Raw genomic sequence first — 13,771 nt, 5'->3', positions numbered from 1 at the left:
ATGTCGACCCATGCGAAGCGTGAACGACTTCTCCTCGCCGACCTGTTGGAAACCGCGGGTCCGGACGCCCCCACCCTGTGCGAGGGCTGGAACACCCGTGATCTCGCCGCGCACGTGGTGGTGCGCGAGCGCCGCGCGGACGCCGTCGGAGGAACCTGGATCAAACAGCTCGCGCCCCGGCTGGAGCGGGTGATGACGGAGTTCGCCGAGAAGCCCTACGAAGAGCTGATCCAGCTGATCCGTACGGGCCCACCGCGTTTCTCACCGTTCTCCCTGAAGCAGATCGACGAGGCGGCGAACACCATAGAGTTCTACGTCCACACCGAGGACGTACGCCGCGCACAGCCCGACTGGACACCGCGCGAGCTGGACCCGGTCTTCCAGGACGCCCTCTGGTCCCGCCTGGAACGCACCGCCCGCCTGACGGGCCGCAGCGCCCCCACAGGCCTGGTCCTACGCCGCCCCGACGGCCGCACAGCGGTAGCCCACCGAGGCGTCCCGGTGGTCACGGTGACAGGCGAGCCGTCGGAGCTGCTCCTGTTCGCGTACGGCCGCCAGAACGCCGCGGACGTGGACCTGGAGGGCGACAAGGAAGCAATCACCAAGCTCCACGAATCAAAGCAACTGGGCATCTGAAACGCGCCCCGACAGGGGCGCGGGGAACTGCGCGACAAGCCCCCACCGCCCCGCGGCCAAAGAACCACCCGTCAACGAACAGGATGCCCAGCGCCACGCAACACATCCTTCACCTGCCCGATCCGCAAATCCCCGAAGTGGAAAACAGAGGCAGCCAGAACAGCATCCGCCCCGGCCGCCACGGCAGGCGGAAAGTCAGCCAACCGCCCCGCTCCCCCACTGGCGATCAACGGCACCCGCACATGCTTCCGCACAGCCTCGATCATCTCGATGTCGTACCCGTCCTTCGTCCCGTCCGCGTCCATCGAGTTGAGCAGAATCTCCCCGGCGCCCAGCTCAGCGGCCTGATGCGCCCACTCGACGGCGTCGATACCGGTACCGCGACGACCCCCGTGGGTCGTCACCTCGAAGGACCCGGACTCGGTCCGGCGCGCGTCCACGGACAGCACCAGCACCTGCCGCCCGAACCGCTCCGCGATCTCCCGGATCAGCTCCGGCCGCGCGATGGCGGCCGTGTTGACGCCCACCTTGTCCGCCCCGGCCCGCAGCAGCTTGTCGACGTCCTCGGCCGCGCGCACCCCGCCGCCCACGGTGAGCGGGATGAACACCTGCTCGGCGGTGCGCCTAACCACGTCGTAGGTGGTCTCGCGGTTGCCCGAGGAGGCGGTGATGTCCAGGAACGTCAGTTCGTCGGCGCCCTCGGCGTCGTACACCTTGGCCATCTCGACGGGGTCGCCCGCGTCGCGGAGGTTCTGGAAGTTGACGCCCTTGACGACCCGGCCGTTGTCCACGTCCAGGCAGGGGATGACTCGTACGGCAAGGGTCATGCTGCGGCTTCTCCTCGGTACGCCTCCACCTCGACCTCGACGACCAGGCTGGGGTCCACGAGGCCGGAGACGATGATCATGGATGCGGCGGGCCGGACGGCGTCGAACAGCTCCTTGTGGGCGCGTCCGACGTCGTCCACGTCCCGCGCGTGGGTGATGTACATGCGCGTACGCACGACGTGGTCACGGCCGAGTCCGAGCTGCTCCAGCGCCGCGAACGCGACGTTGAAGGCGTTGACGGTCTGCTCGTAGGGACCGCCCCCGGCGATCTGGCCGTCCACTATCGACGTGCAGCCGGAGACCAGCACCAGACCATTGGGCAGCTCCACCGCGCGGGAGTAGCCGAAGGCCTCCTCCCAGGGGGCACCGGTCGTGACACGCCGTACGTCGCTCACTGGTCCACCGCCTCCAGGGCCTCTTCCAGGGTGAACGCCTTCGCGTAGAGGGCCTTCCCGACGATGGAGCCCTCGACACCGAGCGGCACCAGCTCGGCGATGGCACGCAGGTCGTCCAGGGACGACACGCCGCCGGAGGCCACGACCGGGCGGTCGGTCGCCGCGCAGACGTTGCGCAGCAGCTCCAGGTTGGGGCCCTGGAGCGTGCCGTCCTTGGCGATGTCGGTCACGACATAGCGCGCGCAGCCCTCGCCGTTGAGCCGCTCCAGCGTCTCGTAGAGGTCGCCGCCGTCGCGGGTCCAGCCGCGTCCGCGGAGGGTGGTTCCGCGTACGTCCAGGCCGACCGCGATCTTGTCGCCGTGCTCGGCGATGACCTTGGCGACCCACTCGGGGGTCTCCAGGGCGGCCGTGCCGAGGTTCACGCGCGTGCAGCCCGTCGCCAGGGCGGCGGCCAGCGTGTCGTCGTCGCGGATGCCGCCGGACAGCTCCACCTTGATGTCCATCGCGCCGGCGACCTCGGCGATCAGCTTGCGGTTGTCGCCGGTGCCGAAGGCCGCGTCCAGGTCGACCAGGTGCAGCCACTCGGCGCCCGAGCGCTGCCAGGCGAGGGCGGCCTCCAGGGGGGAGCCGTACGAGGTCTCCGTGCCGGACTCGCCGTGCACGAGGCGGACGGCCTGGCCGTCGCGGACGTCGACGGCGGGGAGGAGTTCGAGCTTCGAGGGCATCAGAGGGTTCCGATCCAGTTGTTCAGCAGCTGCGCTCCGGCGTCGCCGGACTTCTCGGGGTGGAACTGGGTGGCCCACAGGGCGCCGTTCTCGACGGCCGCCACGAAGGGCTTGCCGTGTGTCGACCAGGTGACCCCGGGGGCGCGCATCAGCGGGTTCGTGATCTCCAGGGACCAGTCGTGGACGGCGTACGAGTGGACGAAGTAGTAGCGCGCGTCCGGGTCCAGGCCCGCAAAGAGCTGGGAGTCCGCCGGGGCGTCGACGGTGTTCCAGCCCATGTGGGGCACGATGTCGGCCTGGAGCGGCTCGACCGAGCCGGGCCACTCGTCGAGGCCCTCGGTCTCGACACCGTGCTCGATCCCGCGCGCGAACAGGATCTGCATGCCCACGCAGATGCCCATCACGGGACGCCCGCCGGCCAGCCGTCGCCCGACGATCCAGTCGCCGCGCGCCTCCTTGAGGCCCCGCATACAGGCGGCGAAGGCGCCGACGCCCGGCACCAGCAGCCCGTCCGCGTTCATGGCCTTGTCGAAGTCACGCGTTATCTCGACGTCGGCACCCGCGCGCGCGAGAGCACGTTCGGCGGACCGGACATTGCCGAAGCCGTAGTCGAAGACGACGACCTTCTTGGATGCGTTGGATGCGCTCAATTCCAGACCTCCAGCCTCAGCACGCCGGCGACGAGACACATCCCGGCGCCTATCGACAGCAACACGATGAGGCTCGCCGGCATCTTCTGCTTGGCGAAGGAGTAGACCCCGCCGGCCAGGAAGAGCCCGACGACGATCAGTACGGTGGAGAGGCCGCTCATGGCTTACAGGGCGCCCTTCGTGGAGGGGAGGATGCCCACCGCGCGCGGGTCGCGCTCGGAGGCGTACCGCAGGGCCCGCGCGAGGGCCTTGAACTGGCACTCCACGATGTGGTGGGCGTTGCGCCCGTAGGGCACGTGCACGTGCAGCGCGATCTGGGCCTGGGCGACGAAGGACTCCAGGATGTGCCGGGTCATCGTGGTGTCGTACTCGCCGATCATCGGCGCCATCTTCTCGGGCTCGGTGTGCACGAGGTAGGGACGGCCGGACAGGTCGACGGTGACCTGGGCGAGGGACTCGTCCAGGGGGACCGTGCAGTTGCCGAAGCGGTAGATGCCCACCTTGTCGCCGAGGGCCTGCTTGAAGGCGGCGCCGAGGGCGAGGGCGGTGTCCTCGATGGTGTGGTGCGAGTCGATGTGCAGGTCGCCCTCGGTCTTCACGGTGAGGTCGAACAGACCGTGCCGGCCGAGCTGGTCGAGCATGTGATCGTAGAAGCCGACTCCCGTCGACACCTCGACCTTGCCGGTGCCGTCGAGATCGATCTCGACGAGGACCGACGTCTCCTTGGTGGTGCGCTCCACGCGTCCGACGCGGCTCATGACTCGTCCTGCTCCTTCTTGAGGTCTCGTACCGCGTCGAGGAACGCGTCGTTCTCGGCGGGGGTTCCGGCGGTGACCCGCAGCCATCCCGGTACGCCGTTGTCCCGGACCAGGACGCCCCGGTCGAGGATGTGCTGCCAGGCGGTGTGCGAGTCGGCGAAGGTGCCGAACTGCACGAAGTTGGCGTCGGACTCGGTGACGTCGAAGCCGATGGCGCGCAGTTCGGCGACCAGCCGGTCCCGCTCGGTCTTGAGCTGCTCGACGTACTTCAGCAGCGTGTCGGTGTGCTCCAGGGCGGCCAGGGCGGTCGCCTGGGCCACGGCCGACAGGTGGTAGGGCAGCCGTACGAGCTGTACGGCGTCGACGACGGCCGGGTGCGCGGCGAGATAGCCGAGGCGCAGGCCGGCCGCGCCGAACGCCTTGGACATGGTCCGCGAGACGACGAGATTCGGCCGACCTTCGATGAGGGGCAGCAGCGAGTCGCCGTGGCTGAACTCGATGTACGCCTCGTCGACCACCACCATCGACGGCTTGGCGGCCTGCGCGGCCTCGTACAGCGCGAGGACGGTCTCCCGCGGGACCGCGTTCCCGGTCGGGTTGTTGGGCGTGGTGATGAACACGACGTCGGGCCGGTGCTCGGCGATGGCCTTCTCGGCCGCCGCGAGATCGATCGTGAAGTCGTCGTTGCGGGGGCCGGAGATCCAGCCGGTACCCGTCCCACGCGCGATGAGGCCGTGCATCGAGTACGAGGGCTCGAAACCGATCGCGGTACGGCCGGGTCCGCCGAAGGTCTGGAGCAGCTGCTGGATGACCTCGTTGGAGCCGTTGGCGGCCCACACGTTGGCGAGGCCGACCTCGTGCCCGGAGGTGTCCGTCAGGTACTTGGCGAGCTGCGTGCGCAGCTCCACGGCGTCCCGGTCGGGGTAGCGGTTGAGGTTCCGGGCCGCCTCGCGCACCCGCTCAGCGATCCGCTCGACGAGCGGTTCGGGCAGCGGGTAGGGGTTCTCGTTGGTGTTCAGCCGTACGGGGACGTCGAGTTGGGGCGCGCCGTAGGGGGACTTGCCGCGCAGTTCGTCGCGTACGGGGAGATCGTCGATTCCGAAGTTCACTTGCTCTCAGGCACCTTCCACCCGAACCTTGCCTTGACCGCCGCGCCGTGCGCGGGCAGGTCCTCCGCCTCCGCCAGCGTCACCACGTGATGCGCCACGTCGGCCAGCGCGTCCCGCGTGTAGTCGACGATGTGGATGCCGCGCAGGAAGGACTGGACGGAGAGACCGGAGGAGTGGCAGGCGCAGCCGCCGGTCGGCAGGACGTGGTTGGACCCGGCCGCGTAGTCGCCGAGGGAGACCGGCGCCCAGGGGCCGACGAAGATCGCACCGGCGTTCCGTACCCGGTCGGCCACGGCCGCGGCGTTCGCTGTCTGGATCTCCAGGTGCTCGGCGCCGTACGCGTCGACGACCCGCAGGCCCTCCTCGATTCCGTCGACAAGGACGATCGCGGACTGCCTGCCCGCCAGGGCCGGGACGATCCGGTCATCGATGTGCCTGGTGGCCGCGACCTGCGGCTCCAGCTCCTTCTCGACCGCGTCCGCGAGCGCCACGGAGTCCGTGACGAGGACGGCGGCGGCCAGCGGGTCGTGCTCGGCCTGGCTGATCAGGTCGGCGGCGACGTGCACCGGGTCGGCGGTGTCGTCGGCAAGGATCGCGATCTCGGTCGGGCCGGCCTCGGTGTCGATGCCGATCTTCCCGGCGAAGTACCGCTTGGCGGCGGCGACCCAGATGTTGCCGGGGCCCATGACCATGTTCGTGGGGGCGCAGGACTCGGTGCCGTACGCGAACATCGCGACGGCGGTCGCGCCACCGGCCGCGTACACCTCGTCGACGCCGAGCAGCGCGCAGGCGGCGAGGATGGTCGGGTGCGGCAGCCCGTCGAACTCGGCCTGCGCCGGGGAAGCGAGGGCGATCGACTCGACGCCCGCCTCCTGGGCCGGGACCACGTTCATGACCACGGTCGACGGGTACACGGACCGGCCGCCGGGCGCGTACAGCCCGACGCGGTCCACGGGGACCCACTTCTCGGTGACCGTGCCGCCGGGTGCGACCTGGGTCGTGTGGGTCGTCCGGCGCTGCTCGCGGTGGACGAGACGGGCGCGGCGGATGGACTCCTCCAGGGCCGCGCGGACGGTCGGGTCGAGCGTCTCCAGTGCGTCGGTGATCGCGCGCGCGGGGACCCGTACGGATTCCAGCCGCACTCCGTCGAACTTCTCGGCGAAGTCGATCAGCGCCGCGTCGCCCCGATGATGCACGGCCTCGCAGATCGGACGCACCTTGTCCAGGGCGGCCGAGACGTCGAAGTCGGCTCGGGGCAGCAGGTCGCGCAGGGCGGGTCCCTCGGGGAGGGCGTCGCCGCGCAGATCGATTCGGGAGATCACGCGGCCAATTCTCTCAGACGGGGATCGGGCGCCGTCCGCGCGTATCAGTGGCTGATACAGAGCGTTGCGGTTCGCCAGGGAGGAACCCCACGCGAAATCCTCGGGAACTTGGAAGATCACCTTCACGTTTTGAGTTCAGAGAGTTACTGAGCGGGCAGAACGGCTGTACGAAACTCGCAGGTAACACTTGGTGGCACGGGGAGGAGTGGGAAAACGTCGTGACCGAGGGTGACGGCATCCGCGCGGGGGGCACGGGGAACGCGGGGGATCCGCCGGACGATCTGAGCGCCGCCGAGGTCGGCATGTGGCAGGCCTTCCGCAACGGCAGCGTGTACGACCTGAGCAGTGGCGACACCGTCGTCGACGATCCGCACGGCGGCCATCCCTGGGGCGCCGACCGGACGGTGCGGGCCCGCATCGTGTGCTGGCTGCTCCTCGACGGCCCGCCCGCGCTCGCGGGGCGCGTGTCGTCCCTGAAGCTCACCGGTGTGCAGATCAGCGGCACGCTGGACCTGGCGGGCGGCACGGTCGTGCCGTACATCGAACTGAAGGGCTGCCGCTTCGAGAAGGAGGTCCTCCTGCCGGAGGCCCGCTTCACGACCGTACGACTGGTGAACTGCTCGGTGCCGCGGCTCGAGGCGGCCCGGGTGCACACCGAGGGCGATCTGCACCTCCCCCGCTGCCGCTTCCACAACGGCGCGCGGCTCACCGACGCGCACATCGGTACGGATCTGCTGCTCAACCAGGCCGTCGTCTACCGGGACCGACGCGGGCGCTCGATCGCCGGGGACGGCATGAGCGTCGGCCAGGACCTCCAGGCCGAGATGCTGGAGTCGCACGGCGAGCTGAGTCTGCGCGGGGCGACGATCGGCGTCTCGCTGAGCCTGCGCGGCAGCCGGCTCACCAACCCGTACGGGCGGCTCGCGCTCAACGCCCCCCAGCTGACCGTGGGCCGCACGCTGTACCTGACCCCCGCGGGCGTCTGGAACCCGATGGTGACCAGCGGCACGACCCCCGCGCGCGGGACACGCATCCAGCGCTTCGAGTGCCAGGGCGGGATCCGGCTGGACGACGGCAGGTTCGGCGACTCCGTCGACCTGGAGCGGGCCCGGCTGACCTTCACGGACGAGCAGGAGCTGTCGCTGCGCCGGGTGCAGACGCCCGAGCTGCGCTTCCTCGGGGAGCGGCCGGAGCGGGGCAAGGTGGTGCTGTCGGGCGCCAAGGTCGTCAACCTCGTGGACCGGGCGGGCAGTTGGCCCGGACCGGGCAACCTGCACATGGGCGGCTTCGGGTACGAGAACCTCGTACCGCAGGGGCCGTTCCCCCCGGCGGAGCGGCTGGCATGGGTGGCGGCGGCGACCGCCGAGTACAGCCCGGAGCCGTACGAGCGGCTGGCCACGGTCCTGCGCAACGGCGGCGAGGACGAGGACGCGCGCGAGGTGCTGCTCGCCAAGCAGCGCCGCCGCCGCGAGACCCTGCCGCCCGCGGCCAAGCTGTGGGGGTACGTGCAGGACTGGACGGTCGCCTACGGATACCGGCCCGGCCGGGCCGCCGTGTGGATGGCGGTGCTGTGGGCGGCGACCTCGGTGGCGTTCTCGCACGCCAGCCATCCGCCGCTGAAGAGCGGGGAGCACCCGCCGTGGAACCCCTCCCTGTTCGCCCTCGATCTGCTGCTCCCGGTGATCGATCTGGGCCAGGTCGGCTTCTGGCAGCTGCGCGGCGGCTGGCAGTGGCTGTCCGCCGTGATCATCATGCTGGGCTGGGTCCTGGCGACGACGGTGGCGGCGGGGGCGACCAGGCTGCTGCGCAGAAACTGAGCCCGGTTCATCTTTTTCCATTTCTTGACCGTCGGCCGTACAACTAAAAACAGGGTGCGCATTTGGGCTGGCGCGGTCCCGACCTGCGCCTTTCAATGGTCGACACCATGGCTTCGCTGCGTGCGTTCCTCCGTGCCACCAGGGCGGAACGGAACACTCCGCCGTCTCCACTCCTCGCCACCGCCGGACTGCCCGCCGATGACGAGGTACTGCTCGACGCGCCCGACGCCCGGCTCGGCCCCGCGCTGGTCGCGGCGGGCCGGGGCGAGTACGGCCCGGCGGCCGAGCTGCTGGCCGCCACCCGTGCCACGACCGACTGGGAGAACCGGGACCGGTACGTGGTCCGGCTGGCCGCGTTCGCGCACTTCCGCGCCGAGTGGTTCACGTCCTGGCGCGCCGCCGCCCCCGACGACCCGGACGCGCTGCTGGTCGCGGCCGAGCTGGCGGTGGTCCACGCCTGGGAGTCCCCCGCCCGGGCCGAACTCCTGCTCCAGACCGGCCCGTTGGTCGAGGCGGCCGCGGCGGGCGACCCGCGCGACCCGGTGCCCTGGCGCATCGCGCTGGACCGCGCCCGGGGCAGCGACGCGGGCCACGACGAGTTCGAACGGCTCTGGGGCGAGGCCGTACGCCGCTCCCCGCACCACTACGGCTGCCATGTGGCGGCGCTCCAGTACCTGTCCACGGGCCCTTTCCGGTCCGCGGGCGGGCGCGGTTCGCATCGCGAGTGCCTCGACTTCGCCGAGTGGGCCGCGCAGGACGCCCCGCCCGGCTCGCTCGTCCAGGCCCTGCCGCTGCGCGCGGCCTTCGCCTATCTGACCGAGAGCGACGGCAGGACGGTGGTGGACCGGGCCCGGCTGGACGCGGCGGCGGACACGGCGATCGCCCTGTCGGCGACGCTCCCGGCGGCCGATCCCCGCCCGGCCGAACTCCGCAACCTGCTGACATACGTCCTGATCGGCCTCGACCGCTGGCAGGAAGCCCTGCTCCAACTGCGTCTGACCGGTCCGTACGCCACGTCGTTCCCCTGGGACCGGTTCTCGGACGACCCCCTCGGCAGGTTCCTCGAAGCACGCGAGGAGATCCGCCGGAAGGCGCCCGCCGCCCGCTGTGCGGCCTGTGCCGGTCATCCACAGAGTGAGCACGGCGGACGCGCACACTCCGGCGACCATTAGGCTTTCCCGTCGTGACCACCGTCCGGCTGCCACTCTTCCCGCTCAACTCGGTGCTGTTCCCGGGACTCGTCCTCCCGCTGAACATCTTCGAGGAGCGTTATCGCGCCATGATGCGCGAACTCCTGAAGACCCCCGAGGACGAACCGCGCCGGTTCGCCGTCGTGACGATCCGGGACGGCCACGAGGTGGCGCCCAGCGCGCAGGGCATGCCCGACCGGACGGCGGTGCCCGAGCGCGGGCCCGCGGCGGGCTTCGGCGACGACCCGCTCAAGGCGTTCCACTCCGTGGGCTGCGTGGCCGACGCGGCGACGATCAGGGAACGCCCGGACGGCACCTTCGAGGTCCTGGCCACCGGCACGACCCGGGTCCGGCTGGTGTCGGTGGACGCGTCGGGCGCGTTCCTGACGGCGGAACTGGAGGAGCTGGCGGAATCCCCCGGCGACGAGGCGGGCGCGCTCGCAGAGGGCGTCCTGAGGGCCTTCCGCCAGTACCAGAAGCGCCTGGCGGGCGCGCGGGAACGCTCCCTGACGACGGGCGCCGAACTCCCCGACGAACCTGCGGTGGTGTCGTACCTGGTGGCGGCGGCGATGATGCTGGACACCCCGTCCAAGCAGCGCCTGCTCCAGGCCCCGGACACGGCGTCCCGCCTCCGCGAGGAACTGACGCTCCTGCGCACGGAGACGGCGATCATCCGCAACCTCCCGTCACTGCCGGCGTCGGACCTGACCCGCGGCCCGACGAGTCTCAACTGACGGGGAGCAGGATCCGGAAATGGCGAAGAAGCAAAAGAATCAGCAGCAGCCGGGCGGAACACCGGCGACAGTGGCCCTGACGGCGGCGGGCGTCCCGTACAAGGTGCACGCGTACGAGCACGACCCCGCGCATCCCTCGTACGGCGAGGAGGCCGCCGAGGCGATGGGGGTGTCGCCGGAGCGCGTCTTCAAGACGCTGGTGGCGGACGTGGACGGGGTGCTGACGGTCGCGGTGGTCCCGGTGGCGGGCCAGCTGGACCTGAAGGCGCTGGCGACGGCGGTATCGGGCAAGCGGGCATCAATGGCGGACCCGACCCTGGCGGAACGCACGACGGGCTACGTCCGAGGCGGCATCTCCCCCTTGGGCCAGCGCAAGAAACTCCGCACGATCCTGGACACTTCGGCCGACGCCCACGACACGATCTGCGTCTCGGCGGGCCGCCGTGGCCTGGAGGTAGAACTCTCCCCCACGGACCTCACCACCCTCACCCAGGCGGTACGAGCCCCGATCGCCCGCGCGTAACCCCTCGACGAAGTCCCCCTGCCGGACTAAGCAGAATGGACATGTCGAAGAAAACACGCAAACGCAAGTGGCGCACAAAGAAGGGCCGCTCAAACCACGGCCACCGCCCGGCATAAGCCACCGACCGATTTCCCTCGCCCCCGCCGCCCCTACCCGTCCCATCCCTCGGGGGCTCCGCCCCCGAACCCCCATATCGCGCTGAACGCGCTCGTCCTCAAACGCCGGACGGGCTGGATGTGGTGCCGGCCGGTGCTTGATCTTTTAGCCCCTCCGGCGTTTGAGGAGCGAGGGTTCGGGGGCAGCGCCCCCGAGGATGGGACGGGTAGGGGCGGCGGGGGCGAGGAAACTCACCCCTGAACCGGCGGCGCCACGCCCTCCTCCGCATCCCGGGGCCCGAACAACGCCGTCAACCCCAGATGCACCACCAGCGCCGCCACGGACCACACCAGCAACGCCCCCTTCGCCCCCAACTTCAACGGCGCCGAGAACGTCACCCCCTTGCCCGCGGACTTCGCCGCGGCGATCACATCCTGGGCGGGCCCGAGCCACACCCCCAGCCGCCAAGCCAGCACCGACCCGAGCAGCCCCCCGACTGTCAGCCCGACCACCAGCGGCACACCCCCACGCCGCCGGAAGAGAAACACCCCCAGCGCGCTCACCGCACCGAGGGCCAACGCCAGCAGAGTGAACGTTCCGTCGACCCCGATCGCCTGTTCGCCCTCGCTGTCCTTGACGTACACGACCCAGCGGTTCTCGACGATGTCCCCGACCAACGGCACACTCGGCGCCAGCCACCACCACAGCAGCCCCAGCAGCACCCCACCGAGCGCCACCACGACCGTGACGACAGCGGCCTCCCGCAGTTCCGTCTTCATCCCGGGGCCGTCCTGTCCGTACGCCGCTCCGAACCCGCCCCCAGAGGACCCGGCCGGCGTCGGCCAGTCCTGCCAGGACCGGCTGTCCGGTGCCTGCTGGAGCGAGGGCTGCTGCTGCAAGGGCTGCTGGGGCCGTGAGGCCTCTTCACGTTCACGCGAGGGCTCTTGGTGCGGCGGCGGAGGCGGAGTCAGCGGTGCGGTCACCCTGACATCGTGCCAGGCCCGTCTGTGCGGCGCGTCACCGGACGGCCGCCCGGCGGTACGCCCAGGTCGCGACGGCCAGCGAGACCACCCCGACCCCCGCGCACACGGCCAGGTCACCGAAGACGAAGGCCCAGTCGGGGTCCGGCCCGAAGGTCCGGGCGAAGGCCTCCACGCCGTACGTCGAGGGCAGCAGATCCCGCGCGAACCGCACCACCCCGGGCATCCGCTCCGCCGGCAGCACCCCCAGCAGCAGCGCCGCCGACATACCCAACTGCCCGAGCAGCGTGGCCAGTTCCGGCCGCGGCGCGAGCAGCCCGAACGCGGCACCGAGCCCGGCGAGCGCGGCCCCCGCGAGCGGGATCACCAGGGCGAGCACCCACAGATGCGCCAGCGGCAGCCCGTACAGCAGGCATCCGAACACGGCCGTCACGACGGTCCCCGGGACGGTGAAGGAGGCGTACGCCCCCGCGGCGCCCAGCACCACGGCGGCGGGCGGCACGGGCAGCGTGGCGTAGTGGTCGAGCCCGCCGCTGGCCCGCAGCTGCCCGAAGTACTGGGCGAGCAGGTTCAGCGCGACAAAGGCGACCACCAGCACGGACGCCCCGGCCACCACCGCCCGGGCCTCCCCGCCGCCCTCCACGACCCCGCGCATCAGGATCATGATCCCGATGGACTGGAAGGTCGCCACGAAGAGCAGCGGAATCCGCGCGACCCGGGCCCGGGACAGCTGTGCCCGGTACACCGCGACCAGCGCGGGCCACAGCCGGGCACGTGGCCCCAGCTCGGCCGTCGCGCGGCGCGCGGGCGCCTCCTCCACGGCCAGGGCTGTGCCCGGCAGCGCTTCCGCGGGTACGACACTCACGTCGAGCTGCTCCTCTTCGTCCCGGTCACGACAGCCGCCCTTTCCCCCGCCGGCACCCGCACCTGTGCCCTTTCTCGCATCCGTACGCATACACGTACGGATCGGGAGCCCCCAGCACTCATGCCGCTCATGCCTTCACCAGCCCCGTCACATTCCCCCCGAGCGCCAGATACACGTCCTCCAGGCTCGGTGTGGCCAGCGTGAAGTCGTCCAGCGCGGTGAACGCGGCCCCGCCGGTGACGGTGGCGACGGCCGCGCGGGCCTCCTCCGGAGCCAGCCGCAGCGTCCACCGACGCCCCGACTCGACGGCCCGGTCGCGCAGCGCGGCGACCTCGGGGACGTGCAGGGGCGCCGACTCCCGCCAGACGAGATCGACCCGCACCTCCCCCGCGACCTGCTCCTTCAGACCGGCCGGGGTGTCGCAGGCGATCACGCGCCCCCGGTCGAGAACGGCCACCCGGTCGAGAACCGTCTCGGCCTCGATCACGTTGTGCGTCACCAGCAGCACCGTCGTACCGCGCTCGGCCCGCCGCCGGTCGACCGCCGACCACACGGCCCGCCGGGCCACCGGGTCCATGCCGGTCGTCGGTTCGTCGAGGACGAGCAGCGGCCGTTCCCCGACCAGCGCGGTGGCGAAGCAGGCGAGCCGCCGCTGCCCGCCGGACAGCTTGCGGATGGGCCGGGCGGCCAGTGCGGTGAGCCCGAGCTCCTCCAGGACGGCGTCCCGTTCCGCCCGCGCCAGCCGTACCTCCAGGCCGCGCAGCCGTGCGGTGGTCTCGACGGCGAGCGACACGGTCAGCTCGTCGAGGGCACTGGACTCCTGGCCCAGATAGGCGAGGATGCGTGCCGCCCGCTCCGGGTGCCGCACGATGTTGTGGCCCAGGATCTCCACGCTGCCCCGGTCGGGACGCATCAGGCCGGTGATCTGCCGGACGAGGGTCGACTTGCCGGCGCCGTTCGGCCCGAGCAGTCCGAAGATCTCACCGCGCCGGACGTCCAGATCCACGGCGTCGGTGGCCTTCACCTCGGGTGTTCCGGGGGAACCGCGCCGGCCGCGAACGGCCCGGTAGGTCTTCGTGAGATCGCGCACCGCGCACACGACATCGTCACCGTGTCGGGCTTCGTGTGCCGTGCGCGTACTCAC

The 13,771-nt window shown here is 71.2% G+C and carries 16 protein-coding genes; 5 read left to right on the top strand and 11 right to left on the bottom strand.

The genetic code is table 11. The features are described 5' to 3' along the window. Complete coding sequence (locus OG787_RS37305; RefSeq protein ID WP_369035099.1) at window positions 1-636, top strand: TIGR03085 family metal-binding protein; 636 nt, start codon at window positions 1-3, stop codon at window positions 634-636. Between the two features lie 71 nt (window positions 637-707). Here the strand turns inward: OG787_RS37305 and hisF are convergent, their stop codons facing one another. From hisF to hisD, 8 genes are read right to left on the bottom strand one after another with little or no spacing between them, the layout of a single operon-like run. Further along, window positions 708-1,463 (bottom strand): imidazole glycerol phosphate synthase subunit HisF, encoded by a 756-nt coding sequence (gene hisF, locus OG787_RS37300; RefSeq protein WP_369035098.1) that lies wholly within the window; start codon window positions 1,461-1,463, stop codon window positions 708-710. Further along, a complete protein-coding gene (locus tag OG787_RS37295; protein ID WP_405538188.1) occupies window positions 1,460-1,858 on the bottom strand; it encodes a RidA family protein in 399 nt (132 codons plus the stop codon). The genes hisF and OG787_RS37295 overlap by 4 nt, the downstream gene beginning before the upstream one ends. After that, on the bottom strand, window positions 1,855-2,583 hold the full coding sequence (gene priA / locus OG787_RS37290; RefSeq protein ID WP_405538187.1) for a bifunctional 1-(5-phosphoribosyl)-5-((5-phosphoribosylamino)methylideneamino)imidazole-4-carboxamide isomerase/phosphoribosylanthranilate isomerase PriA: 729 nt from the start codon (window positions 2,581-2,583) through the stop codon (window positions 1,855-1,857). Before priA ends, OG787_RS37295 begins: the two co-directional genes overlap by 4 nt. After that, window positions 2,583-3,233, bottom strand: coding sequence for an imidazole glycerol phosphate synthase subunit HisH (gene hisH / locus OG787_RS37285; protein ID WP_405538186.1), 651 nt, complete (start codon window positions 3,231-3,233; stop codon window positions 2,583-2,585). The genes priA and hisH overlap by 1 nt, the downstream gene beginning before the upstream one ends. Then, window positions 3,230-3,394 (bottom strand): hypothetical protein, encoded by a 165-nt coding sequence (locus OG787_RS37280; RefSeq protein WP_369035095.1) that lies wholly within the window; start codon window positions 3,392-3,394, stop codon window positions 3,230-3,232. Before OG787_RS37280 ends, hisH begins: the two co-directional genes overlap by 4 nt. A 3-nt stretch (window positions 3,395-3,397) precedes the next feature. After that, window positions 3,398-3,991: an imidazoleglycerol-phosphate dehydratase HisB gene (gene hisB, locus OG787_RS37275; protein ID WP_105975738.1), complete on the bottom strand. Its 594-nt coding sequence runs from the start codon at window positions 3,989-3,991 to the stop codon at window positions 3,398-3,400. Then, the gene (locus OG787_RS37270; RefSeq protein WP_405538184.1) at window positions 3,988-5,100 is read right to left on the bottom strand and encodes a histidinol-phosphate transaminase; all 1,113 of its coding nucleotides are present in this window, start codon (window positions 5,098-5,100) and stop codon (window positions 3,988-3,990) included. The genes hisB and OG787_RS37270 overlap by 4 nt, the downstream gene beginning before the upstream one ends. Further along, on the bottom strand, window positions 5,097-6,422 hold the full coding sequence (gene hisD / locus OG787_RS37265) for a histidinol dehydrogenase (RefSeq protein ID WP_405538183.1): 1,326 nt from the start codon (window positions 6,420-6,422) through the stop codon (window positions 5,097-5,099). The genes OG787_RS37270 and hisD overlap by 4 nt, the downstream gene beginning before the upstream one ends. A gap of 218 nt (window positions 6,423-6,640) precedes the next feature. Here hisD and OG787_RS37260 point away from each other — a divergent pair, with 218 nt between their 5' ends. The 4 genes from OG787_RS37260 (at window position 6,641) to ybaK (ending at window position 10,686) form a co-directional block, all read left to right on the top strand. Further along, the gene (locus tag OG787_RS37260; protein WP_405538181.1) at window positions 6,641-8,239 is read left to right on the top strand and encodes an oxidoreductase; all 1,599 of its coding nucleotides are present in this window, start codon (window positions 6,641-6,643) and stop codon (window positions 8,237-8,239) included. A gap of 95 nt (window positions 8,240-8,334) precedes the next feature. Then, entirely contained in the window at window positions 8,335-9,411 is a 1,077-nt protein-coding gene (locus OG787_RS37255; protein WP_405538180.1) for a hypothetical protein, read from the top strand. An 11-nt stretch (window positions 9,412-9,422) separates the two neighbouring features. Continuing rightward, the gene (locus tag OG787_RS37250; protein ID WP_369035090.1) at window positions 9,423-10,163 is read left to right on the top strand and encodes an LON peptidase substrate-binding domain-containing protein; all 741 of its coding nucleotides are present in this window, start codon (window positions 9,423-9,425) and stop codon (window positions 10,161-10,163) included. A 19-nt stretch (window positions 10,164-10,182) separates the two neighbouring features. Next, window positions 10,183-10,686: a Cys-tRNA(Pro) deacylase gene (gene ybaK, locus OG787_RS37245; protein WP_405538178.1), complete on the top strand. Its 504-nt coding sequence runs from the start codon at window positions 10,183-10,185 to the stop codon at window positions 10,684-10,686. Window positions 10,687-11,033: 347 nt separating this feature from the next. On the opposite strand, the gene OG787_RS37240 is transcribed toward ybaK, so the two are convergent. The 3 genes from OG787_RS37240 to OG787_RS37230 all read right to left on the bottom strand — a co-directional run bounded on the left by OG787_RS37240 (window position 11,034) and on the right by OG787_RS37230 (window position 13,726). Further along, on the bottom strand, window positions 11,034-11,765 hold the full coding sequence (locus tag OG787_RS37240; RefSeq protein ID WP_369035088.1) for a hypothetical protein: 732 nt from the start codon (window positions 11,763-11,765) through the stop codon (window positions 11,034-11,036). A 34-nt stretch (window positions 11,766-11,799) separates the two neighbouring features. Further along, window positions 11,800-12,627 (bottom strand): ABC transporter permease, encoded by an 828-nt coding sequence (locus OG787_RS37235; RefSeq protein WP_369035087.1) that lies wholly within the window; start codon window positions 12,625-12,627, stop codon window positions 11,800-11,802. A gap of 127 nt (window positions 12,628-12,754) precedes the next feature. Next, window positions 12,755-13,726, bottom strand: coding sequence for an ABC transporter ATP-binding protein (locus OG787_RS37230; RefSeq protein WP_369035146.1), 972 nt, complete (start codon window positions 13,724-13,726; stop codon window positions 12,755-12,757). Window positions 13,727-13,771 lie beyond the last annotated feature (45 nt).

Source organism: Streptomyces sp. NBC_00075 (assembly GCF_045041225.1).
GTDB lineage: Bacteria > Actinomycetota > Actinomycetes > Streptomycetales > Streptomycetaceae > Streptomyces > Streptomyces adonidis.
Note: the sequence above shows the minus strand (reverse complement) of the source record. Positions and strands in the feature narration are given on the sequence as shown.

Coding starts and splice junctions, on each gene's coding strand:
- OG787_RS37305 (WP_369035099.1), top strand. CDS start 1: ATGTCGACCCATGCGAAGCGTGAACGACTTCTCCTCGCCGACCTGTTG.
- hisF (WP_369035098.1), bottom strand. CDS start 1,463: ATGACCCTTGCCGTACGAGTCATCCCCTGCCTGGACGTGGACAACGGC.
- priA (WP_405538187.1), bottom strand. CDS start 2,583: ATGCCCTCGAAGCTCGAACTCCTCCCCGCCGTCGACGTCCGCGACGGC.
- OG787_RS37280 (WP_369035095.1), bottom strand. CDS start 3,394: ATGAGCGGCCTCTCCACCGTACTGATCGTCGTCGGGCTCTTCCTGGCC.
- hisB (WP_105975738.1), bottom strand. CDS start 3,991: ATGAGCCGCGTCGGACGCGTGGAGCGCACCACCAAGGAGACGTCGGTC.
- OG787_RS37255 (WP_405538180.1), top strand. CDS start 8,335: ATGGTCGACACCATGGCTTCGCTGCGTGCGTTCCTCCGTGCCACCAGG.
- ybaK (WP_405538178.1), top strand. CDS start 10,183: ATGGCGAAGAAGCAAAAGAATCAGCAGCAGCCGGGCGGAACACCGGCG.